The sequence below is a fragment of the Cereibacter sp. Soil_C_27 genome (genome assembly GCF_057657095.1).
In genome coordinates this window covers 339530-361545 of record NZ_JBDGJD010000001.1, presented here as the reverse complement: position 1 = coordinate 361545, position 22016 = coordinate 339530, and the positions used below count along the sequence as shown (strand labels likewise).

The following is a 22016-nucleotide window of genomic DNA, read 5'->3' as shown; positions in this document are numbered from 1 at the left end:
GGTCTGCATAGCCACAGGAGCCGGGCCCCGCCCCGCCTCCACGCCCCCTGCCCGAGGATGCCGCCGATGCTGCGCCAGTTCTTTGCCTATTACCGCCCCTGGCGCCTGCTCTTCTGGGTCGATTTCACCTGCGCCGTGATCTCCGGCCTCTTGGAACTGGCCTTCCCGCTGGCCGTCACCGGCTTCATCGACCATCTGCTGCCGACCGGCGACTGGAACCTGACGGCGCTGGCGGCGGTGGGGCTGCTGTTGATCTACATGCTCAACGCCGGGCTGATGGCCATCGTCATCTACTGGGGACACCGGCTCGGGATCAACATCGAGACCGAGATGCGCGCCCGGGCTTTCGACCATCTGACGCGGCTGTCCTGGCGCTGGTTCGACCGCGCCCGCACCGGCAAGCTTGTCGCCCGTGTGACGCGCGATCTCGAGGAGATCGGCGAGGTGGCGCATCACGGGCCGGAGGATCTGTTCATCGCGGTGATGACCTTCGTCGGCGCCTTCTTCCTGATGCTGTCGATCCATCCGCAGCTGGCGCTGATCACCGCGCTGGTGGTGCCGGGCACGGTGTGCATCGTCACCATCTACGGCGGGCGGATGACGCGGACCTGGCAGGAGATCTATGCCCGCGTCGGAGCCTTCAACGTGCGGCTGGAGGAGATGCTGGGCGGCATCCGCGTGGTGCAGGCCTTCGCCAACGAGCGGCACGAGCGCGCGCTTTTCGCCGCCGACAACGCCCGCTACCGCGCCACCAAGCTCGATGCCTATCGCGTCATGGCGGCTTCCTCGGCGCTGAACTACATGGGCATGCGGCTGGTGCAGGTGGTGGTGATGGTGGCGGGCGCCGCCTTCGTGCTGGAGGGCAGCATGACCACTGGCGGTTTCGTCGGCTTCCTGCTGCTGGTCGGCGTGTTCTTCCGGCCGATCGACAAGATCGCCGCGGTGATCGAGACCTATCCCCGCGGCATCGCCGGGTTCCGCCGCTATCTGGAGCTGCTGGCCATCGAGCCCGAGATCGCCGATGCGCCCGAGGCCATCCCCGCCCCGGCGCTGCGTGGCGACATCCGCTTCGAACATGTCGATTTCGGCTACGAGTCGGGCCGCCCGGTGCTTCGCGACATCTCGCTCGAGGTGGCGGCGGGCGAGACGGTGGCCTTCGTCGGAGCCTCGGGCGCGGGCAAGACCTCGCTGCTGGCGCTGGTGCCGCGGTTCTACGACCCGTCGGCGGGTCGCATCCAGATCGATGGCCAGCCGCTCGGCGCCTATACGCTGGAAAGCCTGCGGCGGCAGATCGGGCTCGTGTCGCAGGATGTCTTCCTGTTCGGTGGCACGCTGCGCGAGAACATCGGCTATGGAAGGCTGGAGGCCTCGCCCGAGGAGATCCGCCGCGCGGCGGAGCGGGCGCAGCTCGGGCCGCTGATCGCCAGCCTGCCCGAGGGGCTGGAGACGGTGGTGGGCGAGCGCGGGGTGATGCTGTCGGGCGGCCAGCGCCAGCGCGTCGCCATCGCCCGGGCCTTCCTGAAGAACCCGCCGATCCTGATCCTCGACGAGGCGACCTCGGCGCTCGACCGCGAGACCGAACGCGAGATCCAGAGCGCGCTGGAGGCCCTGTCGCAGGGCCGCACCACGCTGGTGATCGCGCACCGGCTGGGCACGATCCGCAATGCCGACCGGATCGTGGTGATGGAGGCGGGCCGGATCATCGAGACCGGCGCGCATGACGAGCTGATCGCTCGCGCCGGGGCCTATGCCCGGTTGGCTGCGTGACAGTCCGATGAAATCGTTCGTGCGCATATAGCGCGGGATTGATTGTCAACATGAGAACATGCAGGGTCGCCCCGTTGAGCGGATCATGGCCGGCGCACCGAGACCCGCTGCACCGGCCATGATCCGCAAAACATTTTTTCACTAGGCATGCGGGCCGCAGACCTGCGGACCCGGACGGCAGGCGAACACGGCGGCGCACCCGGGGTTGCGCCAGACAATCAACCCCGTATCCGGAGGTTCCATGACTGACTACACGTTCGACGGCGCGCAAGATCTCATCATCGATGACTTCATCTTCGCGGACGACACCCTGATCTTCGATCTGCCCGCTTCCGAAGTGGCGACAGTCTTCGCCGTCGGCGATGCCGTGGTGATCACCACAACCAGCGGCGCCACCCTGACGATGGCCGGCGTGACGCTGTCCGATTTCGCGACCGGCCAGATCGCGATGCAGCCTACTGCGGACTTCATCGTTGTCGGCTCGAACGTTGCCGACACGCTGTCCGTTGAGTCCGCCGGATCGGTGGTCACCGCGCTCGAGGGGAACGACTCGGTGATCGGCAGCGGTGGGGGCGACGTGCTCTTCGGCAATCAGGGCGACGACATCATCTTCGGCAATGGCGGGGACGACCGGCTCTATGGCGGCCAGGGAGACGATTCCATCAGCTTCGGCTATGGCGGGCCGACCCTCCTCCGCGCGCCACTCAACGAGCAGGTGCTCGTGGTCGGCGGCATGGGGCGTGACGTGATCGAAGGCCAGGTGACGGGATCGGCCACGATCTACGGCGGGTCCGAGACCGGCCAGCCGGGGGACGGCTCCGACGACATCTACCTGTGGCTGACCCCGGGCGCACAGGTCTCGATCATGGCCGATGCAGGGAATGACTACATCTCGGTGATGGGCGACAGCATGGCCAGCGAAACCTCCGCCCTGATCGACGCGGGGGCCGGCAACGACCGGATCTACGGCGACTACAGCGGAGCGACCGGGATCATCGGGGGCCTCGGCTCCGACGAGGTCTCCATCTATGCCACCGGTCAGGTCGTGGTGCTGGGCGGAACGGATCTGGCCGACGCCCGCGATGGCGCCGACATGATCAACATCGACCTCGGGCGTGGCGAGGGCGAAAGCGAGAGCATGTCGAGTGCGACGATCTTCGGCAACGCCGGCAACGATCAGATCACGGTCTCCAGCGAGGGTCCGGCACTCGTCTATGCTCATGGCGGCAAGGGCACCGACATCATCCGGGCTTGGGGTCTGGGCGAGGGCAGCGAGATCAGCGGCGGCGTCGGCAGCGACCAGATCGAGACTTTCGTCGCCGAGGGCGGCACGACCATCTACGGCGGCGGCGGCAAGTCTTCGGCCGAGGATGGCACTGACTTCATCTTCAGCAACGTGGCCGCCGGCGCGTCGGTGACGGTCTACGGCAACGGCGGCGACGACATGATCGTCGTGGACGGCCAGGGCGACGCGATCATCCTCGGCGGCAAGGGCGGCGACACGCTCAGTGCCGATGGCGAGGGCCGCTTCGTGCTGACCGGCGGGACGGATGCCGATACGTTCATCTTCAACACCGCGAGCACGACCGCGGCGACGCTGTCAAAGATCACCGACCTGAACTTCGACGAGGATTTCGTGGGGAGCAACGCTTCCATCGAGACGCTCGTTGAAGTGACCGGCCTGGCCGACAGCTTCGATGACCTGATCCTGCTGGCCTCGCCCGACACGTTGGAAGGCGACGAAGCGACCCTCATCACGATCGAGGACGGCGAGTATGCGGGGAGCTACCTCGCCTACGAGCGCGACGGTGAGAGCCTGCAGATCGTCGACGTCACGGGCTACACCGGCGATGTGGATGTGGGCATCTTCGTCCCCTCGACCGGCTACCTGATCGGCTGATGCAGAAACGGAAGGAGGGCATCGGCGATGCCCTCCTTCCCCCTCAGGACGATGCGGGATCGGCGGCCTGTGCAGCCAGCGCCTCGCGCACGGCGATCTCGGCCATGGCGAGGGCCGCCTCGCGGGTCTTCGCGGCGGCGATGAAGCGGCCGTTGTGGCAGAAGCTGGCGCCCGCGACCCCCGAAGCCGCCTCCAGATCGGCGTTGGTCAGCCCGGCCCAGGCGGCGGGCAGGTCGGCGCGTTGCGCGAAGCCCTCGCTGCTCTGGCGGATGCCGGTCAGGCACCAGTCCTGCTGGCGCGGATGCACCACGAACCAGAGATGATCCGCGCCTGCCTTCACAACGGCGGGGCGGAAGGGCATGCCCATCGGCAGCTCCAGCACCCGGCCCTCGCCCGCAGCGGCGATGGCCTTCAGCACCACCGCCTCCGCGCGGAGCTTGGCGGCGCTCATGGTGATCCGTGCCTCGGCGAAGCTGCGTGCGATGGCCAGGGCCGCATGGAAGGCACGCGTCTCGGAGCCGGGATCGCTGTCGTCGAAGACCGGCTTCAGCGTTTCCAGCAGGTTCGGCAGCGTCATCCCCGCCAGCGGCCCCGAGAGGCTCGCCGCGCCGTTATCGGCAAGGTCGATCGGCAGCACGAAACTGGCATCGAAGGAGGCGTGGATCGCCTCGGCATGCGCGTCGGACAGATCGAAGCTGGCCAGATAGGCGCGGCCGAAATGCTTCCAGACCAGCCCGAAGGAGCTGTAGGGCTGGCCTTCCTCGCGGAGCGGCGCGCCGCGCTGGTGGTGATCGAAGATCCCGGCCTCGGCATCGTAGGCGCCGCCGACATCGTAGACGATGCGGTCCGGCCCCGGGGTGATCCACTCCGCCGCTCGGCTGCGCACGATGCTCGCCTCGGGGAAGAGCCGGGTCAGGATGACGCTGGAGAACAACTCATCGGCATGGAAGCCGCCCGAATGGGTGACGAGATAGGCGGGGCTCATGCCGACAGCCCTTGGCTCGGGATGCACGTCATGCTGCGGCACGCCCGCCGCGCTGCGCGAAGATCGCCTGCCAGCCCGCCACGGTCTTCTCGTCGAGATAGAGCAGCCCCGCCACATCCTCGACCGACAGCCCCTCGGCGAGCAGCAGCAGGGCATTGGCCATGCGCGCCTGCACCACGGCGGGGGATTTGCTCTGCAGGGCCTGCTGCAGCATGTCACGGTCTTCGGGAGAAATAAGCATATCGGTCACTGTTCTGGCGGTTCGGTGAAAGGGGAACTGAGCGAGTGACACAGGAAACCGTCGTGGGCAATGGGGTCTCGGAGCCCGGGCGGCGAAGACTGGCCGCTCTTCGCCTAGGGGTTGCCGGGCTGCCCCGCCGCTTCGCGCGCCGGTCGGCCTGCGCGGGCGAAGGGCACCGAGGCCAGCGCCGCCAGCGTCAGCAGGGCGATCATCAGCCAGGCGTCGTTGATCGCCTCGGTCAGCGCGGCCTTCTCCAGCAGCGGGGCGAGCATGGCCTGCGCACCGGGCGGCAGCGGGCCGGGAGGCAGCGTGGCAAAGACCTCCGCGGGGATGCCGACGAAGCGCGCCGCGTCGGCATCGCCCGCCTGCAGCCGTTCCATGAGCGCCGTGGCATGGCCGGGGCTGCGCGAGTAGATCACCGTGTCGATCAGCGCCAGCCCGATGGCCCCGCCGAGGTTGCGCATCAGGTTGAAGAGGCCGCTGGCATCCGGCACCCGCGCTTCCTCGAGATGCCCCAGCGCCAGCCGGGTCGGCGGCAGCAGGCAGAACATGATCGCCACCCCGCGCAGCACCTGAGGCCAGAACATCTCGGCATGGTCGGTCGCCGGGGTCTGGACGGCGCTGAGCCCGAGCCCCACGGCGAAGAGAGCAAAGCCGAAGCCGGTCAGCAGCCGGGCGCCCAGCCGCTGCTCTGCCGCAGCGGCAAGCGGCGCGGTCAAAAGCTGCGCCACCCCGGTCACCAGCATGATCGTGCCGATCTCCAGCGCGCCATGGCCGCGCACGAAGGCCAGGAACAGCGGCATCAGATAGACCGATCCGAAAAGGCCTATGCCGAGCACGAAGCTCAGAAGGCAGCCCAGCGCGAAGCGGCGGTCGGCGAAGCTGCGCAGATCGACCACCGGCGCGGCGGCGCCGAGGCTGCGCGAGACGAAGCCCGTGCCCGCCGAGAGCGACAGCACCAGCAGGGCCAGCACCGGGCCGCTGATCCAGCCGCGCGCCGGCGCCTCCTTCAGCGCGATCTCCAGCGCCGCCAGCGCCACCGCCAGCAATGCCAGCGCCACCAGATCCAGGCTGCGCCCCGCCCCGCGCTGCATCGGCGCACGCGGCAGCAGGGCCGCGCCCAGCAGCGCCGCCACGATACCGGGCAGGAGGTTGATGAGGAACAGCCAGTGCCATGACCATGTCTCGGTGATCCAGCCACCGACAATGGGCCCGACCGTCGGCGCCAGCACCGCCAGCACACCGGCCAGCGTGGTGGCGAGCCCTTGCCGGTTCAGCGGGAACAGCAGGAAGACCGCGGCGAAGACCGCCGGGATCAGCGTGCCCCCGGCAAAGCCCTGCAGCACACGCCAGAAGATCAGCCTGGCGAAACTGTCGGAGGCGGCACAGCCGAGCGAGGCCAGTGTGAAGAGCGTGGTGGCGATGACGAAGAGCCAACGCATCGTCAGAAGCCGCATCAGCACGCCGGTCAGCGGAATGGCGATGACCTCGGCGATCAGATAGGCGGTCTGCACCCAGCTCATCCGGTCGGGCGCGATGCCCAGCGCCTGCTGGATGTTGGGCAGGGAGGTGGCGACGATCTGCACGTCGAGGATCGCCATGAACATGCCGGTGCACATGGCGAGAAAGCCCGCCCAGACGGCAGGCCCCGCCGGGCGCGCGTCAGGCGGCGACATGGCGCGCCGCCCGGAGCGCTGACGCCTCGGCGCGGATGCGGATGGTCAGCACCGCCGCGTTGAGCAGGCTGAACAGCAGCGCGATCCAGGGCAGCCCGAGGCAGAGCGGCAGCACGGCGATCTCGCCCACCACCACCACGTAATTCGGATGCGAGACGAAGCGGTAGGGCCCGCGCGCCACCAGTGCCGCACCGGGCAGCACGATGATCCGCGTGGTCCAGCGCGGGCCGAGGGTCGCCAGCGTCCAGACCCGCGCCACCTGCAGCAGAAGGAAGACCGCGAGCCAGCCCGGCTGCACCGGGTTGCCCGCCCCCCAGATCCAGAGCGCCGCCAGCCATGCCGCATGCAGCGCCACGATCAGCGGGTAATGCCCCGGCGCCACCTCCACCGCGCCCTGCGCCAGAAGGGCCCGGGTGTTGCGCCGGGCCAGCCAAAGCTCGCCCAGCCGCTCCGCCGTGACCAGCGCCAGAAGCAGCACCGCCCCCGTCATGCGGCAGCCCGCAGCGAGACGCAGCTTGCGGTGAAGCCCGGGCCCATCGCCGTCAGCAGCGTGCGCGGCCGGGACGCCTCTCGCAGCACGCGGTCGAGCACGAAGAGCGCGGTCGGCGCCGACATGTTGCCATGTTCGGCCAGCACGTCGCGCTCATGGTCCAGCGTGCCCTGATCCATTGCCAGCGCCCGCTCCAGCGCGGTGATCACCTTGGCCCCGCCGGGATGGCAGGCGAAGCGGTCGATATCGTCCAGCACCAGCCCGGCCCGCCCGAGGATCGTGCCGACCGCCGCCGCCACATTGGCCTCGGCGAAGGGCGGGATCGCCCGGTCGAAGATCACGCCGAGCCCAGTCGCATCGACGCTCCAGCCCATGATGTCGAGCGTGTCGGGCCATGTGTGCTGGCCCGACATCTCGACCCGCGCCAGCCCGCCCTCGCCCGCGCGCAGCACGCAGGCAGCGGCGCCATCGGCAAAGAGCGCGGTGGCGACGATGTTTTCCTTGGTCAGCTTGTCGAGCCGGAAGGACAGCGAGCAGAGCTCCACCGCCACCACCAGCACCGTGCTGCCGGGCCGGCCCTGCGCCAGACGGCTGGCGATCGACAGGCCGGTGACCCCGCCCGCGCAGCCCAAACCGAAGACCGGCACCCGCTCCACATCGGCGCGAAAGCCCATCTCGCCCGCCACCCGCGCATCGAGGCTCGGCGTGGCGATGCCGGTAGAGGAGACCGTCACCACGCAATCGACCTCGGCGGCGCGCATCCCGGCCTGATCAAGCGCGCGGCTGGCGGCCTGGGTAAACAGCAGCGTCGCCGCCTCGGTATAGGCGGCGTTGCGCTCCTCCCAGCCCATCGGGCGCAGATACCATTCGACCGGGCGGGCGAGGTTGCGCGTCAGGATGCCGGAGCTTTCGAAGACCTTGGCCAGACGCTCGAAATCGTCGTAGCGCGCCGAAAAGCCCTGCTGGGCCGCCCGCGCCGCGTCACGCTGGCTGACCTGATGCGGGGGAACGGCGGTGGCGATGGACATGAGGCTGATGGGTTGGGTCAATCCGAACTCCTGCGGCGGGGAGGGAACGCGGGGACGCCGGGCGTTCGGGCCGGTTGAAGCAGAACACCCGGGTGATGCAGGCTGTTCCGTGCGATCGGCGCGGGCCCGGCGCCCGGGGCAGAATGAGGGCCGGTCAGTCGTCCGTCTCCTCTGCCAGATGCGCGTCGTCTTCCATCCCGACCACGGCCAGCGTCGCGGGATCGAGGGTGATCTCCACCCGCCGGCCCTCGCTGTCCCAGCCGTCGATCTCGTAGCAGCCGTCGTCGATCTTCAGCCGCCGAATGGTGAGGCCCTGCGTCTCCGCAAAACGGCTCACGGCGGCGCGGGGCTGCCAGTCGACCATCGGCACGGTGCAGTCGTCATCGGCAAGGGCCGGCCCCGCCAGCACCGCCACCATCAAGACCCACCTGCCCATCCCTGCCTCCGTTTCGTCCGCCCCTTCTGCCATCGCTTCCTGACAGCGACCTGACGCCGCGCCTCAGCCGATGTCAGTCCGGTGTCAGCTTTTCCCGGCAAGACTGTCGCAGCCAGAAGGGAGGGCCGGATGCGCATCCTGCTGATCGAGGACGACGAGGTGCTGGGCGAGGCGGTGGCCGACCAGATCGCCGACGAGGGCCATTCGGTGGATCGCGCGCGGCGGCTGGAAGAGGCGCGCGACGCTATGGCCGGGGCACGCCACGACCTGATCCTGCTGGACCTCATGCTGCCCGACGGTCTGGGCATCCCCTTCCTGCGCAGCCTGCGCCAGCAGGGCTGCAGCACGCCGGTCATCATCCTGACCGCGCTCGACCAGATCACCGAGCGGATCGACGGGCTGAATGCCGGGGCCGACGACTATCTGGTGAAGCCCTTCGACCTGAGCGAGCTGTCGGCACGGATCGGCTCCGTCGCGCGGCGCTATTCCGGCAATCCCAACCCGCTCGTCACGCTCGGCCCCTTCGAGGTCGATCTGGCGGCGCGGCTGGTGCGCCGGGCCGGGCGGGCGATCTCGCTGACCGCGCGGGAATGGGTGCTGTTCGAGGCCTTCCTCAGCCGCCCGACGCAGGTGCTGTCGCGGATGCAGCTGGAAGAACGGCTTTGGTCGTTCGAGAGCGAGATCGAAAGCAATGCGATCGAGGTCTACATCAGCCGCCTGCGCCGCAAGCTGGCGCGCGAGGTGATCGAGACGGTGCGCGGGCTGGGCTATCGGCTGGGGCAACCGTGAGAGGACCACGCTCGCTGCAGACCCGGCTGGCGCTGGTGCTGGGCGCGGGCATCACGCTGCTTTGGCTCGGCACGGCGGCGGTGACGGCGCGGCTGCTGCGCGACCAGCTCGACGAGGTGTTCGACTCGGCGCTCGCCGAAACCGCACAACGCCTGCTGCCGCTGGCGCTGGTCGACATCCTCGGGCGCGAGGAGGAGGGCGTGAGTCAGCGCGTGGCCACGCTGCGGGCGCATGACGAGTTCTACACCTACCTCGTGCGCGATGCCTCGGGGCGGGTGCTGATCGCCTCGCATCGCGCCGACCCAGCCGATTTCCCGCCCTGCGGCCCGACCGGCTTTGCCGAGACCGCCCACCACCGGATCTACTGCGATTCCGCCCTGCGCGGCAGCATCGGCATCGCCGTGGCCGAGCCGCTGAGCCACCGGCGTGAGATGGCGCAGCGGCTGATGTGGACGCTGGGCCTGCCCGCGCTGCTGGCGATCCCGCTGGCACTCTTCGGCATCGCCGGCGTGGTCCGGCTCAGCCTGCGTCCGCTGCGACGGCTGGGCGAGGCGCTGGCCCGACGCGGGGCGCGCGATCTCTCCGCCGTGGGAACGGGCGAGCTGCCGACGGAGATCCTGCCGGTTGCGGGCGCGGTGAACCAGCTGCTCGACCGGCTGCAGGCCGCCTTCGAGGCGGAGCGCAGCTTTGCCGCCAATGCGGCGCATGAGCTGCGCACTCCGGTGGCCGGGGCCACGGCACAGGCCCAGCGCATCCGCAGCGAGACCTCCGACCCGCAGGCGGCGCGGCGGGCGGGCGAGATCGAGGCGACGCTGAAGCGGCTGGCGCGGCTGTCGGAAAAGCTGATGCAGCTGGCCCGCGCCGAGGGAGGGAGGGTGACAGGCGCCCCCGCCTGCGACCTGCGCCGGGTGCTGGAGATCCTCGTGGCGGACGTGGGCGGCACGGGGCGCGTGCGCCTGTCGCTGCCGCCCGATCCCCTGCTGGCCGCGATCGACCCCGACGCCTTCGGCATCCTTGCCCGCAACCTGATCGAGAACGCTTTGCGCCATGGCGATCCGGACGCGCCGGTCGAGGTGACGCTGTCGCCGGATCGCTGGCTGCGGGTGCGCAACCCCTGCCCGCCGCTGCCGCCCGCGCTGCGCGGGCGGCTGACCCGGCGTTTCGAGAAGGGGGCGGGCGAGGGCTCGGGGCTGGGCCTCTCCATCGTGCGCAGCATCAGTGAACGGGCGGGCGCGCGGCTCGAGCTGCTTGCGCCCCTGCCCGGCCAGAATGGCGGCTTCGAGGCTGGGGTGCTGCTGCCCGGCTGAGCGGGCCGGGCAGGCCGCGCCGTCAGTCGTCTTCGAAGATCCCGCGCTCGGCGCCGCTGTGGCAGGCGGCGCAGTTGGCCATGCTCTTGGCCCGCGCCTTCATGCTGGCCGAGACCTCGCCCTCATGCTCGCGCAGGAACCAGGGCAGTTCGCTGATCCTCAGCGGCACCGCCGTGGCGGCAACCCCGCTCAGCGCGTGGGCGGCGCCCCTCGCATCCGCCGCATTGGCGACCAGCCAGGCTTCGATCTCGTCCCGCGCCGCCGCGTCGAGCGAGGCATCCTCGCCGAAGTGGTTGTCGAGCGTCGTCATGATCGCCGTCCAGGACCGCGCCGGCAGGAAGCCCGGCGGATAGGCGATGTGGCAGGCGCTGCATTCCGCCTTGGTCGCGGGATGGGTGACTGGCGCCATCCCGCCGCCCTCGTCGCCGTCGGCGGCTGCCGGAAGGGCTGCCAGCGGCAGCGCCAGACAGGCCAGAGCCAGTGTCACCCGTGTCATCGCCCACCTCATTGCATTGCCAGCCAGCCGAGGAGATCGGCCTTCTCCGAGGGGGTGCAGTCGCGCCCCAGCACCGAGTTGCAGTTGCGGCCGAACCATTTCTCCACCTTGGCGCTGTCGGTGAAGCGGGTCGGGATGACCGAGGGGGCCATCGGCTCGATCGCCTTGCCGCTGCGGCCCTCGCCGGGTTGGCGCGGATCGGCGGTGTGGCAGGTGGTGCAGGAGGGCGTGTCGGGCTTGCCGCCGCCCGGGCTGGCGAGGAACAGCGCCTTGCCACGCGCGGCGTCGGCCGCCTGCCCCGCCGCCGCCTCGTATCCGGCGATCAGCGCGGCGGGCGTGGTGTCCTGCGCCTGCGCCGGAAGCGCGAGACAGGCAAGAGGGATAAGCAGTTTTTTCATCGGGTTACTCCTTGGGGATCGCAATGGAAAAGGCAGAGAATAGGCCAGTTTCGGCATCGGCGTGGCAGGCCGCGCAATTGGCGCGGCTGCGCACGGAGCGGCGGGCGAAGACAGCTTCGGGCAGGGAGGCGTGCCGGCTCTGCCAGAAGGCCGTGCGGGTCAGGGCGACGGGCGCGGCGGTCTCGGTCCGGCGGAAGACATGGGCGGGCAGCGTGTCGGCGGTCTCGGCGGCATGCGCCGTCAGCCAGGCCTCGATCCGGGCGGCAGTGGCGGGATCGAGCCGCGCATCCTCGCCGAAATGGTCGCCGAGCCCGGCCATCAGTGCCCGCCACGAGGCGGCGGGCAGCAGGCTCGGGTGATAGGCCATGTGGCAGGCCGAACATTCGTCCTGCACCGTCGCATCGAAGGCGACCGGCAGGCCTTGGGCGGGCCGCGCCGCGAGCGGGGCCTGCGCCGCCCAGAGCCCGGCCCCGACCAGTAGCAGCAGGAACAGCGCCAGCGGCCCCCGGGCCGGCAGGCTGCGCACCGGATGATCGCCGGGACGCGCTTGCTTCTTGCCGGTCAGCATGGCGCGGGCCAGATTCTCGCGGCTGCGGCGGCTTTCCAGCACCACCCCTCCGAGATGCAGGCCGACCAGCCCCACCACCGCCCAGGCCGCCGCCTCGTGCAGCGAGAGCCCGGCGCGCCCTGCGTCGAAGGACCAGAAGGCGAGCGGCCCGGTCTTCAGCACGCCGCCCAGCGCCGCGAGCCCGGTGAGCCCGAGGGCCAGCATCAGCCCGAGCAGCGCGAAGACCATCAGCGCCCCCAGCGGGTTGTGCCCCAGATGCCGCGCCGCGCCGGGCCTGAGGTGCCGCGCCACATCGCCGGGCCGGGGCAGGAAATCGCCGAAACGCGCATGGGTGGGGCCGGTAAAGCCCCAGACGATGCGCGCCAGCACCAGCGCCACCGCGATCAGCCCGGCCCCCAGATGCCAGCGGATCGCCCCGGCGCCACCAAAGAAACCAACGCCCCCCGCCACCGCGACCGAGAGGGCAAGCGACCAGTGGAACAGCCGGATCGGCAGATCCCAGACACGGACGGAGCTTGGCTTCGGCATGACGGTTCCCTGCAGCGCGTGTTGCACGAGAACCTTGTGCCCCGGCGGTCTGACGGGGTGCTGACGGGGGCAGTCAGCTTGGCGTCAGGATACGGATTTCCGCGAGGGAAGGTGCCGGGCGGCCGGCCGCCTGCGCCCGCAGGTCGGCATCGCCCGCTTCCCAACGGGCCGATGTTCCCCTATCGTTCCAGCCTGAGTCTTCCTCTTCCAGCCCCGCCGACGGACCCCGGACCCATGCTTTTCGACCGCGCCACCGAAAGCCCCGCCCTGCTCGTGCCCGCCCGGGTTCACGAGGCCGAGGGGCCGGGGCGGCGGGTGTTCGCGCTCTATCATGCGGCGCGGCAGAAGGGCCCGGTGCTCTGGGTGCTGCCCGCGCATCAGGCCGAACAGCCGATGCTCTGGGGCCTGCCGCGCGGTCTGGCCGAGCGGCTGCATCTGGTGCGGGCCAAGGGCGAGACCGATCTGCTCTGGTCGGTGGAAGAGGCGCTGCGCTGCGCCGAGGTGGCGGCGGTGATCGCCGAGCCGGAGAAACCGCTGAACCTGACGGCGGGGCGGCGGCTGCAGCTGGCCGCCGAAGCCGGGCGCACGCTGGGCCTCGTGCTGGTGCGGCAGGGCATGGGCAGCAATGCCGCCGAGACCCGCTGGAGCTGCACCCCCGAGCCTTCCGCTGCGGCGGACTCGACTCTGCATCGCTGGTCTCTTACAAAGAACAAAAAGGGAACACTGGGAGATTGGACGCTGAGTTGGGATGGCAAGACGGCTGCTTTCCATATGGTTTCCGCGACTGGCGAGCGATCACGCCTTGCGGATTCGCCCCTGTGAGGGGCCCTTTGCCCTGACCCTGCGGTCGGGCAATGCCGATCACCTGCATTGCCTGAACACCGCCGCCACGGCGCAGGGTCTGGCGCGTGGCATGCCTCTGGCCGATGCCCGGGCGATCTGCCCCGATCTGGCGACCCGCCCCGCCGATCTGGCCCGCGAGGCCGCGGCGCTGGAGGCGCTGCGCCGCTGGGCCGGGCGCTATGCGCCACAGGTCGCGCGCGACGGGACGGACGGGCTCATCGCCGACATCTCGGGCGTGGCGCATCTCTTCGGCGGCGAGGCCGAGCTGCGAGCCGATCTGCAGGACAAGGTGGCGCGCAGCGGGCTTGCCGCGCAAAGCGCCATCGCCGGAACGCGGGGGGCCGCGCATGCGCTTGCGCGGCATGGCGGCGGGATCGTCGCCGACGGGGCGCTGGCCGCGCATCTGGGGCCGCTTCCGGTGACGGCGCTGCGGCTCGACCATGACACGGCGGCGGCGCTGGCGCGGCTGGGGCTGCGCCGCATCGCCGATCTGATCCCCCTGCCCCGCGCGCCCCTCGCCCGCCGCTTCGGTCAGGCGCTGATCCTGCGGCTGGATCAGGCGCTCGGCCAGCAGCCCGAACCCGTCGCCGCCGAGGCCGCCGCACCGCATTTCGGCGTGCGGATGACCCTGCCCGACCCGATCGGGCTGCAGGCGGATGTGATGGCGGGGCTCCTGCGGCTGCTCGACCGGCTTTGCGAGACGCTGCTTGCGCATCAGATGGGCGCGCGCCGCCTGCGGCTGGAGCTGCGGCGGGTGGATGGCGGCACCGCGCAGGTGGAGATCGGGCTGGCCCAGCCGATGCGCGATGCCGCCCGCATCGCCGCGCTGTTCTCGCGCGGGGTGGACGAGGTGGACTCGGGCTTCGGCATCGATGCGCTGCGCCTGACCGCCCCGGTGGTCGAGCCGCTGGCCCCGGCGCAGATCGTGGCAGGCCGGGCCGCGCCGCAGGACGGCATGGCCGATCTGGTCACCCGTCTGGGCAACCGGGTGGGTTTCGAGGCGATCCAGCGCCTCCTGCCCGCCGAAAGCCTGATCCCCGAGCGCAGCTTCCTCCTCGTGCCCGTCGCCTATTCCGATCCCGTGCCGGTGCCGCCCTGCCGCCTGCCACGCCCGGTGACGATCTTTGCCCCCGAGCCGGTCAGCGGCGTCGCGGGCCACCCGCCCAGCCGTTTCCGCTGGCGGCGGATGCAGTTCACCACGCTGCGCGCCACCGGGCCCGAACGGATCACCCCGGAATGGTGGCTCGACGATCCGGCATGGCGCGGCGGGCTGCGTGATTACTGGCGGGTGGAGACCATGCAGGGCCCCCGGCTCTGGCTGTTCCACACGCCGCAGGAGCCCGGCTGGGCCGTGCAGGGCGAATTCGCATGAGTGCCGCCGATCCTCCGGTGGCGATCCGGCGACCGCACCCCGAACCGGCCTATGCCGAGCTTTGCGTCACCTCGAACTTCACCTTCCTCACCGGCGCCTCGCATCCCGAGGAGCTGGTGACGCGGGCGGCGGAGCTGGGGCTGGGCGCCATCGCCATCACCGACCGCAACTCGCTGGCCGGGGTGGTGCGGGCCTTCTCGGCGCTGAAGGAACTGGCGCGGCTGCGCGACGAGGCGCGGGCCAAGGCCGAGGCCGAGGCACAAGAAGAGGAACAGGACAGGACACCGGACCGCCCGGAGATCCGCGACAAGGCGAAGGCGGGGCCAATGATCCGCTCGCAGCGCGTCACCGACCACTCCAGCCGCCAGACCGTGCCGCATTTCACCGGCGAGACGGAGACCCCCAGCCTGCCCGAGCTGCTGCCGAAGCTGATCGTCGGCGCCCGGCTGGTGCTGACCGACAGCCCGGTGCAGTGGCTGGCGCTGCCCACCGATCTTGCCGCCTATTCCCGGCTGTCGCGGCTGCTCAGCCTTGGCAAGCGGCGCGCGCCCAAGGGCGAGTGCCATCTGACGCGGGCCGATCTGATGCTCTGGGCGCAGGGCATGATCCTGATCGCCCTGCCGCCCTGCCCGCTGGCCGAGCCCTGCGCCCGCGCCGATATCCAGCATGTCGCGCGCCGCTTTCCCGGCAGCACCTTCCTCGGGGCGGCGCCGCAGTATGACGGGCGCGATCAGGCGCGGCTCGACCGGCTGGCGGCGCTGTCGCAGGCGACCGGCCTGCCGATGGTGGCCTGCGGCGACGTGCTGATGCACCGGGGTTTCCGCCGCCCGCTGGCCGATGTGCTGACCTGCCTGCGCATCGGCTGCACCATCGACACGCTGGGCAGCCGTCGGCTTGCCAATGGCGAGCGGCGGCTGAAATCGGGGGCCGAGATGGCGCGGCTGTTCCACCGCTATCCCGCCGCGATCCGCCGCACGGTGGAGATCGCCGACCGCTGCGCCTTCGATCTGAAGGAGCTGCAATACCAGTATCCCGACGAGGAGGCGGAGGGAGAGGCGGCGCCCGACCGGCTGGAGCGTGTCGCACGCGAGGGGCTGGCCTGGCGCTATCCCGAAGGTGCCTCGCAGAAGATCCTCGACCGGGTGGAGAAGGAACTGGCGCTGATCCGCGACGTGGGCTACGCGCCCTATTTCCTGACGGTCTACGACATCGTGCAATTCGCCCGCTCGCAGGGCATCCTCTGTCAGGGGCGCGGCTCGGCGGCCAATTCGGTGGTCTGCTACCTTCTCGGCATCACCGAGGTGCCGCCCGAAAGCATCACCCTGATCTTCGAGCGCTTCATCTCCAAGGAACGCGGCGAGCCGCCGGATATCGACGTCGACTTCGAGCACGAGCGGCGCGAGGAGGTGATCCAGTGGATCTACGAGCGCTATGGCCGCGATCGGGCGGGGCTGACGGCGACGGTGATCCATTTCCGCAGCCGCGCGGCGATCCGCGAGGTGGGCAAGGTCATGGGCCTCAGTCAGGATGTGGTCGCCCGGCTCTCGGGGCAGATCTGGGGCTGGTCCTCCGCCGCGCCCTCGGAAGAGCGGGTGCGCGACGCGGGGCTGAACCTCAGCGACCGCCGGGTGACGCTGGCGATGAAGCTGATCGGCGAGATCATCGGCTTTCCACGCCATCTGAGCCAGCATGTCGGCGGCTTCGTCATCACCCAAGGACGGCTCGACGAGCTCTGCCCGATCGAGAATGCGGCGATGGAGGATCGCACCATCATCGAGTGGGACAAGGACGACATCGACGCGCTGGGTCTGCTGAAGGTCGACATCCTGGCGCTGGGAATGCTGACCTGCATCCACAAGACCTTCGATCTGCTGGCCGATCATCGCGGGCTGGACCTGACGCTGGCCACCATCGCCCCCGACGACAAGCAGGTCTACGACATGCTGTGCCGCGCCGATGCCATCGGGGTGTTTCAGGTGGAAAGCCGGGCACAGCTGAACTTCCTGCCCCGGATGCGACCGCAAGCCTTTTACGATCTGGTCTGCGAGGTGGCCATCGTCCGCCCCGGCCCGATCCAGGGCGGCATGGTGCATCCCTTCATCCGTCGCCGCGAGGGCAAGGAGCCGATCGAAGACCTCGGCCCCGAGATGATGGAGGTGCTGAAGCGCACCTACGGCGTGCCGCTGTTCCAGGAGCAGGCGATGCAGATCGCCGTGGTTGCCGCCGGCTTCACCCCCTCCGAGGCCGACCGGCTGCGCCGCAGCCTCGCCACCTTCAAGCGGATGGGCACCATCGGCGGCTTCCGCGAACGATTCATCTCGGGAATGCTGGAGCGCGGCTATGCCGAAGACTTCGCCCTGCGCTGCTTTGCCCAGATCGAGGGCTTCGGCAGCTACGGCTTTCCCGAAAGCCATGCAGCGAGCTTTGCCCGGCTGGTCTACATCTCGGCCTGGCTGAAGCGGCATCATCAGGCGGCCTTCACCTGCGCGCTGCTCAACAGCCAGCCGATGGGCTTCTATGCCCCGGCACAGCTGGTGCGCGATGCCCGAGACTGCGGGGTGGAGGTGCGGCCCCTGTCGGTGAACCATTCCGACTGGGACTGCACGCTGGAGAAGCGGGCCGACGGCAGTCTCGCGCTGCGGCTGGGCTTCCGCCAGATCAAGGGGCTGCGCAAGGAGGATGCGGTCTGGATCGTGGCGGCGCGCGGCAACGGCTATCCCGATGTCGAAAGCCTCTGGCGCCGCGCCGGGATCGTGCCCGACGCGCTGGAGCGGCTGGCCGAGGCCGATGCCTTCGCCGCACTGGGTCTGACGCGCCGCGACGCGCTCTGGTCGGCCAAGGCGCTGCGCGCCCCTGCCCCGCTGCCGCTCTTCGGTCCGGATGGCGAGGGCGGGGTGGAGCCCGCCGTGACCCTGCCGCAGATGAGCTTCGGCGAGGAGATGATCGAGGATTACCTTTCGCTGCGCCTGTCGCTGCGCGGCCATCCGATGGAGGTGCTGCGCCCGCGCCTGCCCGGGCTGACCGCCCATGCCGCGCTGATGCAGGCGCGCGGTCGCGTCACGGTGGCAGGGCTGGTCATCACCCGCCAGCGCCCCGGCACCGCCTCGGGGGTGATCTTCCTGACGCTGGAGGACGAAACCGGCGTCTCCAACGTCGTGGTCTGGAGCCGGGTCTACGAAACCTTCCGCAAGGCGGTGGTGGCCGGGCGGCTCCTGCGCGTGACGGGGCGGATCGAGCGCGAGGGGCAGGTGGTGCATCTGGTGGCCGAGGTGATCGAGGACATCTCGGCCGATCTCGCCACGCTGGGCCATCAGGCCAATCTGATCGACCCGACCGGAGGTCGCGCCGACGAGACGCGGCAGATCGTGCCCACCGCCCGCCATCCGCGCGATCAGGCCAAGGCGCTTTTCCCCAGCCGTGACTTCCACTGAAGCTGATTCTCAAAGTTACACACAGGCAAAGGGGCATTACTCAACCTCGGATAGTTTAACTCTGGCTGCCCTCTCGCACTGCGCGAAGCCGCACAGCAAATGGGCGGAAACAGAATCCGGATTTCCCGCCATGACCCGGGCAAAGCGCCCCCGGCCCCCCGACCCGGGCGAATTCGCTGTTCCGCATCGGCCCCGCGTGGTAATCATTGCAAGTGCCGCAAGGCAATTTCAGCCTGACTTCATTGAACATTATTCTCCCGGCGCCCCGTTTTGGAGGGTAACTTCCATGAATGCTCGTATCCGCTGCCTCACCCGATCCCGCACCTGCGGATCGCTCACCGGGCTGGCCTTGCGCGTTCCGGCGCCGCTGGCAGCCTGCACCCAGACACGCCCCGCCACCGAAACGGCGCGACCTGCGCCGGTGGCAAGATCCAAGACCGACCGGCGCACCGGATCGTGCCGGACGTGACCCGCCTCCCGATGGACATGCCGACTCCCAGACATCTCCGCGCCGAGCCCGAGGAATTGCCAGACCATCGTCTGAGGAAATCGGCAGTCCCAGACGGCACCCTGATCCGCGCCGCTTCCGGGCGGCAGGCACCCCGGCAGAAGTGCAAGAGTGAGAGCATGTGAATGAAAGACGGTTCCGTGACGCGTATGTCGGACCAGCCCGATTTCGACGTGGCCATCGTCGGCAGCGGCCCCGCCGGGCTCGCCGTCGCGACGCGGCTGATCGGGCAAGGCCTGTCGATCGCCGTGATCGAGGCGGGCAACGACCGGCATGATCCGACGGACGAGAAGCACAGTTTCGCCGCCGCCAACCAGATCTCGCCCTATCACCCCGCCGCCCATCTCTACCGCCGCCGCATGCTCGGCGGGGCCTCGACGTCATGGGGCGGGCGCTGCCTGCCCTTCGATCAGGTGGATTTCAGCCGGGGCGCGGGGGGCCGGGGCTGGCCCTTCGCCATGGAGGAGGTCGACCGCCATATCGCCGACGCGCTCGATTTTCTCGATGCCGGCAAGGCCGAATATGGCGAGGACGCCTTCGCCACGCCGATGCGCTGGAACAGCGACGCCTGCCCCGATCTCGACCTCGATTCCATCGAGCGTTTCTCGCTGCCGACCGATATCTGGCGCAAGCTGCGCGACCGGCTGGCCGGACGCGCCGACCTGACGCTGATCCCCGACCATCTGGTGCTCTCGGTGGAGCTGACGCCGGATGGCAGCGCCGTCTCGGCACTTCGGGTGCTCGACCGCCCGAGGCGCAGCGAGCGGATGATCCGCGCCCGGCAGGTGGTGTTGGCCTGCGGCGGGATCGAGACGACGCGGCTGCTCCTCGCCTCACGCTCGGTCGCCGAGCGCGGCATCGGCAACCACAGCGACCATCTGGGCCGCCACTACATGACCCATGTGATGGGCGACATCGGCGAGCTGGAGCTGACGCCCGAAGCCGATCAGACCAAGCTCGACTACCGCCGCACCACCGATGGCGTCTATGCCCGCAGCCTGATCCGCCTCTCCGAAGCGCGGCGGCTGCGCGACGACCTGCCCAACGCGCTCTGGCGGCCCACCGTGCCCTCGGTCTGGGACCCGGCGCATGGCAGCTCGATCCTTTCGGCGGTGCATCTGGCCAAGGAGATCCTGCCCAAGGAATACAGCTGGCGTCTCAGCGCGCGCGATGGGCAGGCGGGGGCCTTCGGCTGGAGCTTCCCGATGCGCCATGCCGCCAATCTGCTGCACCATCCGGTCGATCTGGTGCGTTTCCTGCCGATGATCGTCAACAAGCGCTTCCTCGCTCAACGCAAGCTACCCTCGGTCTTCCTGCTCAGCCCGCTGCGGCGCTACATGCTGGAGATCAACGCCGAGCAGCTGCCCGACCCGGAGTCGCGCATCTCGCTGGCCAGCGCGGTGGACCGCTATGGCATGCCGCTGATCCAGCTCGACTGGCGGATGAACGCGGCGACGGTCGAAGGCGTGCAGCGCAATCTGGCGGCGCTGGCCGAAGAGGTGGCCCACAGCGGGATCGGCAGCTATCGCTACGATCCCGACCGGGTGGAGGCTGGCCTCGCCTCGCAGAGCGGCCATCACATCGGCACCACGCGCATGGCCGCCACGCCGGGCGACGGGGTGGTCGACCCGAACGGCACCGTCTTCGGCGTGGAGAACCTGCATGTCGTCGGCGCCTCGGTGTTCCCCAGCTCGGGCGCGGTGAACCCGACGCTGCTGACCACCTGCCTCGCCTTCCGTCTGGCCCAGCATGTGCTGCGCCAGACCCGCCCGGGGATCATCCAACTCGCCTATCCGCCGCGCGCCGAGCCGGTGCGTCTGATGCCCGACCACGCCGCGATGATCGCGAGCCCGATCCAGGGCGCGGTGGAGCTGCCCTGACCGGGCTCACTCCGCCCCGGCGAAGCGGGCAAGCTTGCCCAGGGTCTGCATCCCCAGCGCCTCGGCACCAAAGCCCCGCGCCGTCTGAAACTCCGCCGCCGTGCTGAAGACCATGCCCAGCGTCACCAGCGTTCCCCCGTCCTGCTCCTCGAAGCTGGCCCAGGCATCGGCATGTTTCGGGCCGTCCTCGCCCCAGTGCAGCGTGTAGCGAAGCCGGTCCTGGTCACGGATCTCGGAGTAGCGGTGGTGATTGGGAAAGACCGTCCCATCCGGCCCGATCATGTCGAACACCCACTCGCCGCCCGAGCGCAGGTCGATCCGCGCGGTCCGGCAGGAGAACCCGTCCGGTCCCCACCACTGCGGCAGCGTCTCGGGGTTGACCCAAGCGCCCCAGACCGCCTGCCGAGGCGCGCAGATCACCCGCTGCAGCACCATGGTCCGCGCCGCGACCCCGGCCAGCCCGTCGAGCCCGGCACCATAGCCCTGCCGATACCCCGCCTCCATCCCCTCGGCCAAGGACGACAGCTGCACCGTCACCACGAGACGGCTGCCTGCGCCCGCCTCCGAAAGCTCCGCCGTCACCAGCGCTGCCGCCTGCGCGGCCCCCTCGCCCGAAACCACCTCGTAGTTCACGCTCCGTCGCAGCGGCTCCTGCGCCAGCCAGCCGACCTCGCAGCGCAGATCCGGGCTGCCTTCCACCTTGCAGAGCGAGACCTCGCGCCCGCCGACGCGGGTATCGGCCTCGAGAAACTCGACCGTCACCGAAGGCGTCGGCGCCGCCCAGACCGCCCGGGCCGCAGGCGCCGTCCAGGCCTGCCACAGGGTCGCGACGGGGGCGGCCACCTGCCGCTCGAAGCTCAGTGTGGCAAAGCTCATCGCATCAAACCCTTGGCATAGGTCTCGAGCTGCGTCGCCACCGTGCCCCAGCCGTCGAGGAAGCCCATCTCCTCATGCGCCTTGCACGAGTCCGGATTGCGGTGGCGGGCGATGGCGGTATAGCGCGTACCGCCGCCGGGCGCGTCGGCCAAGAGCAGGATCGCCGTCATGAAAGGCTCCGGCGCGGGCTTCCAGCCCTCGGTATAGCCATCGGTGAAGACCAGCTTCTCCTCCGGCACCACCTCCAGATAGACGCCCCGGTTGTCCATCACAGTGCCCTCGACGTCGAAGCGCGTGTTGAACCGCCCGCCGACCCTGAGGTCGACGTCGACCGCCGTCACCCTGTGCGGCGCGGGGATGAAAAACTGCGGGATATGCTTCGGATCGGTCCAGCACTCCCAGATCAGCGGCCGGGGCGCGGCGAGGATACGGGTAAAGCTCAGGTCGGTGGTCGGATCGAGGTCTGGTATCATGTCTCGCGCTCCTTCATCAGCTTC

At 69.9% G+C, this 22016-nt stretch carries 19 protein-coding genes; 8 read left to right on the top strand and 11 right to left on the bottom strand.

The features are described from left to right. The first annotated feature begins 66 nt into the window (after positions 1 to 66). Positions 67 to 1767: an ABC transporter ATP-binding protein gene (locus AC3A5Z_RS01780; protein WP_487517694.1), complete on the top strand. Its 1701-nt coding sequence runs from the start codon at positions 67 to 69 to the stop codon at positions 1765 to 1767. Positions 1768 to 2008: 241 nt separating this feature from the next. Further along, positions 2009 to 3667: a calcium-binding protein gene (locus tag AC3A5Z_RS01775; protein WP_487517693.1), complete on the top strand. Its 1659-nt coding sequence runs from the start codon at positions 2009 to 2011 to the stop codon at positions 3665 to 3667. A 43-nt stretch (positions 3668 to 3710) separates the two neighbouring features. Here AC3A5Z_RS01775 and AC3A5Z_RS01770 read toward each other — a convergent pair whose 3' ends face one another. The 6 genes from AC3A5Z_RS01770 to AC3A5Z_RS01745 all read right to left on the bottom strand — a co-directional run bounded on the left by AC3A5Z_RS01770 (position 3711) and on the right by AC3A5Z_RS01745 (position 8523). Next, complete coding sequence (locus tag AC3A5Z_RS01770) at positions 3711 to 4652, bottom strand: MYG1 family protein (RefSeq protein ID WP_487517692.1); 942 nt, start codon at positions 4650 to 4652, stop codon at positions 3711 to 3713. A gap of 28 nt (positions 4653 to 4680) precedes the next feature. Beyond that, positions 4681 to 4866, bottom strand: a complete 186-nt coding sequence (locus tag AC3A5Z_RS01765; protein WP_487517691.1) for a hypothetical protein — start codon at positions 4864 to 4866, stop codon at positions 4681 to 4683. A 140-nt stretch (positions 4867 to 5006) separates the two neighbouring features. Continuing rightward, on the bottom strand, positions 5007 to 6569 hold the full coding sequence (locus tag AC3A5Z_RS01760) for a DHA2 family efflux MFS transporter permease subunit (protein WP_487517689.1): 1563 nt from the start codon (positions 6567 to 6569) through the stop codon (positions 5007 to 5009). Further along, a complete protein-coding gene (locus AC3A5Z_RS01755; protein WP_487517688.1) occupies positions 6556 to 7059 on the bottom strand; it encodes an isoprenylcysteine carboxyl methyltransferase family protein in 504 nt (167 codons plus the stop codon). The genes AC3A5Z_RS01760 and AC3A5Z_RS01755 overlap by 14 nt, the downstream gene beginning before the upstream one ends. Continuing rightward, on the bottom strand, positions 7056 to 8108 hold the full coding sequence (locus AC3A5Z_RS01750; RefSeq protein WP_487517687.1) for a type III polyketide synthase: 1053 nt from the start codon (positions 8106 to 8108) through the stop codon (positions 7056 to 7058). The genes AC3A5Z_RS01755 and AC3A5Z_RS01750 overlap by 4 nt, the downstream gene beginning before the upstream one ends. Positions 8109 to 8241: 133 nt before the next feature. Further along, on the bottom strand, positions 8242 to 8523 hold the full coding sequence (locus tag AC3A5Z_RS01745) for a PepSY domain-containing protein (protein ID WP_487517686.1): 282 nt from the start codon (positions 8521 to 8523) through the stop codon (positions 8242 to 8244). 129 nt (positions 8524 to 8652) lie between these two features. Here AC3A5Z_RS01745 and AC3A5Z_RS01740 point away from each other — a divergent pair, with 129 nt between their 5' ends. Together AC3A5Z_RS01740 and AC3A5Z_RS01735 are read left to right on the top strand one after the other, a co-directional pair. Further along, entirely contained in the window at positions 8653 to 9312 is a 660-nt protein-coding gene (locus tag AC3A5Z_RS01740) for a response regulator transcription factor (protein ID WP_487517685.1), read from the top strand. Beyond that, entirely contained in the window at positions 9309 to 10619 is a 1311-nt protein-coding gene (locus AC3A5Z_RS01735; RefSeq protein WP_487517684.1) for an ATP-binding protein, read from the top strand. Before AC3A5Z_RS01740 ends, AC3A5Z_RS01735 begins: the two co-directional genes overlap by 4 nt. 22 nt (positions 10620 to 10641) lie before the next feature. Here the strand turns inward: AC3A5Z_RS01735 and AC3A5Z_RS01730 are convergent, their stop codons facing one another. Genes AC3A5Z_RS01730 through AC3A5Z_RS01720 form a run of 3 tightly spaced genes read right to left on the bottom strand, consistent with a single transcriptional unit; the run spans position 10642 to position 12609 of the window. Beyond that, positions 10642 to 11115: a diheme cytochrome c gene (locus AC3A5Z_RS01730; RefSeq protein ID WP_487517683.1), complete on the bottom strand. Its 474-nt coding sequence runs from the start codon at positions 11113 to 11115 to the stop codon at positions 10642 to 10644. An 8-nt stretch (positions 11116 to 11123) separates the two neighbouring features. Continuing rightward, positions 11124 to 11513 carry a DUF1924 domain-containing protein gene (locus AC3A5Z_RS01725; protein WP_487517682.1) on the bottom strand — a complete coding sequence of 130 codons (390 nt, stop codon included), beginning with the start codon at positions 11511 to 11513 and terminating at the stop codon, positions 11124 to 11126. Positions 11514 to 11517: 4 nt separating this feature from the next. Next, a complete protein-coding gene (locus AC3A5Z_RS01720; protein ID WP_487517681.1) occupies positions 11518 to 12609 on the bottom strand; it encodes a cytochrome b/b6 domain-containing protein in 1092 nt (363 codons plus the stop codon). 234 nt (positions 12610 to 12843) lie between these two features. Here AC3A5Z_RS01720 and AC3A5Z_RS01715 point away from each other — a divergent pair, with 234 nt between their 5' ends. From AC3A5Z_RS01715 to AC3A5Z_RS01700, 4 genes are all read left to right on the top strand, one after another. Next, entirely contained in the window at positions 12844 to 13431 is a 588-nt protein-coding gene (locus AC3A5Z_RS01715) for an ImuA family protein (RefSeq protein ID WP_487517680.1), read from the top strand. Continuing rightward, entirely contained in the window at positions 13412 to 14824 is a 1413-nt protein-coding gene (locus AC3A5Z_RS01710; RefSeq protein WP_487517679.1) for a Y-family DNA polymerase, read from the top strand. The genes AC3A5Z_RS01715 and AC3A5Z_RS01710 overlap by 20 nt, the downstream gene beginning before the upstream one ends. Then, complete coding sequence (locus AC3A5Z_RS01705) at positions 14821 to 18255, top strand: error-prone DNA polymerase (RefSeq protein ID WP_487517678.1); 3435 nt, start codon at positions 14821 to 14823, stop codon at positions 18253 to 18255. Before AC3A5Z_RS01710 ends, AC3A5Z_RS01705 begins: the two co-directional genes overlap by 4 nt. Positions 18256 to 18888: 633 nt before the next feature. Continuing rightward, positions 18889 to 20643 (top strand): GMC oxidoreductase, encoded by a 1755-nt coding sequence (locus tag AC3A5Z_RS01700; RefSeq protein WP_487517677.1) that lies wholly within the window; start codon positions 18889 to 18891, stop codon positions 20641 to 20643. A gap of 6 nt (positions 20644 to 20649) precedes the next feature. Here AC3A5Z_RS01700 and AC3A5Z_RS01695 read toward each other — a convergent pair whose 3' ends face one another. Together AC3A5Z_RS01695 and AC3A5Z_RS01690 are read right to left on the bottom strand one after the other, a co-directional pair. Further along, positions 20650 to 21519 (bottom strand): SRPBCC domain-containing protein, encoded by an 870-nt coding sequence (locus tag AC3A5Z_RS01695; RefSeq protein WP_487517676.1) that lies wholly within the window; start codon positions 21517 to 21519, stop codon positions 20650 to 20652. Further along, entirely contained in the window at positions 21516 to 21992 is a 477-nt protein-coding gene (locus AC3A5Z_RS01690; RefSeq protein WP_487517675.1) for an SRPBCC family protein, read from the bottom strand. The genes AC3A5Z_RS01695 and AC3A5Z_RS01690 overlap by 4 nt, the downstream gene beginning before the upstream one ends. Positions 21993 to 22016: the final 24 nt, after the last annotated feature.

Excerpts from the sequence above, each read along its gene's own strand:
- AC3A5Z_RS01715 (WP_487517680.1), top strand. The coding sequence starts at position 12,844 with ATGCTTTTCGACCGCGCCACCGAAAGCCCCGCCCTGCTCGTGCCCGCC.
- AC3A5Z_RS01780 (WP_487517694.1), top strand. The coding sequence starts at position 67 with ATGCTGCGCCAGTTCTTTGCCTATTACCGCCCCTGGCGCCTGCTCTTC.
- AC3A5Z_RS01690 (WP_487517675.1), bottom strand. The coding sequence starts at position 21,992 with ATGATACCAGACCTCGATCCGACCACCGACCTGAGCTTTACCCGTATC.
- AC3A5Z_RS01725 (WP_487517682.1), bottom strand. The coding sequence starts at position 11,513 with ATGAAAAAACTGCTTATCCCTCTTGCCTGTCTCGCGCTTCCGGCGCAG.
- AC3A5Z_RS01765 (WP_487517691.1), bottom strand. The coding sequence starts at position 4,866 with ATGCTGCAGCAGGCCCTGCAGAGCAAATCCCCCGCCGTGGTGCAGGCG.
- AC3A5Z_RS01730 (WP_487517683.1), bottom strand. The coding sequence starts at position 11,115 with ATGACACGGGTGACACTGGCTCTGGCCTGTCTGGCGCTGCCGCTGGCA.
- AC3A5Z_RS01700 (WP_487517677.1), top strand. The coding sequence starts at position 18,889 with ATGAAAGACGGTTCCGTGACGCGTATGTCGGACCAGCCCGATTTCGAC.
- AC3A5Z_RS01705 (WP_487517678.1), top strand. The coding sequence starts at position 14,821 with ATGAGTGCCGCCGATCCTCCGGTGGCGATCCGGCGACCGCACCCCGAA.
- AC3A5Z_RS01695 (WP_487517676.1), bottom strand. The coding sequence starts at position 21,519 with ATGAGCTTTGCCACACTGAGCTTCGAGCGGCAGGTGGCCGCCCCCGTC.
- AC3A5Z_RS01775 (WP_487517693.1), top strand. The coding sequence starts at position 2,009 with ATGACTGACTACACGTTCGACGGCGCGCAAGATCTCATCATCGATGAC.
- AC3A5Z_RS01720 (WP_487517681.1), bottom strand. The coding sequence starts at position 12,609 with ATGCCGAAGCCAAGCTCCGTCCGTGTCTGGGATCTGCCGATCCGGCTG.
- AC3A5Z_RS01760 (WP_487517689.1), bottom strand. The coding sequence starts at position 6,569 with ATGTCGCCGCCTGACGCGCGCCCGGCGGGGCCTGCCGTCTGGGCGGGC.
- AC3A5Z_RS01755 (WP_487517688.1), bottom strand. The coding sequence starts at position 7,059 with ATGACGGGGGCGGTGCTGCTTCTGGCGCTGGTCACGGCGGAGCGGCTG.
- AC3A5Z_RS01740 (WP_487517685.1), top strand. The coding sequence starts at position 8,653 with ATGCGCATCCTGCTGATCGAGGACGACGAGGTGCTGGGCGAGGCGGTG.
- AC3A5Z_RS01745 (WP_487517686.1), bottom strand. The coding sequence starts at position 8,523 with ATGGGCAGGTGGGTCTTGATGGTGGCGGTGCTGGCGGGGCCGGCCCTT.
- AC3A5Z_RS01770 (WP_487517692.1), bottom strand. The coding sequence starts at position 4,652 with ATGAGCCCCGCCTATCTCGTCACCCATTCGGGCGGCTTCCATGCCGAT.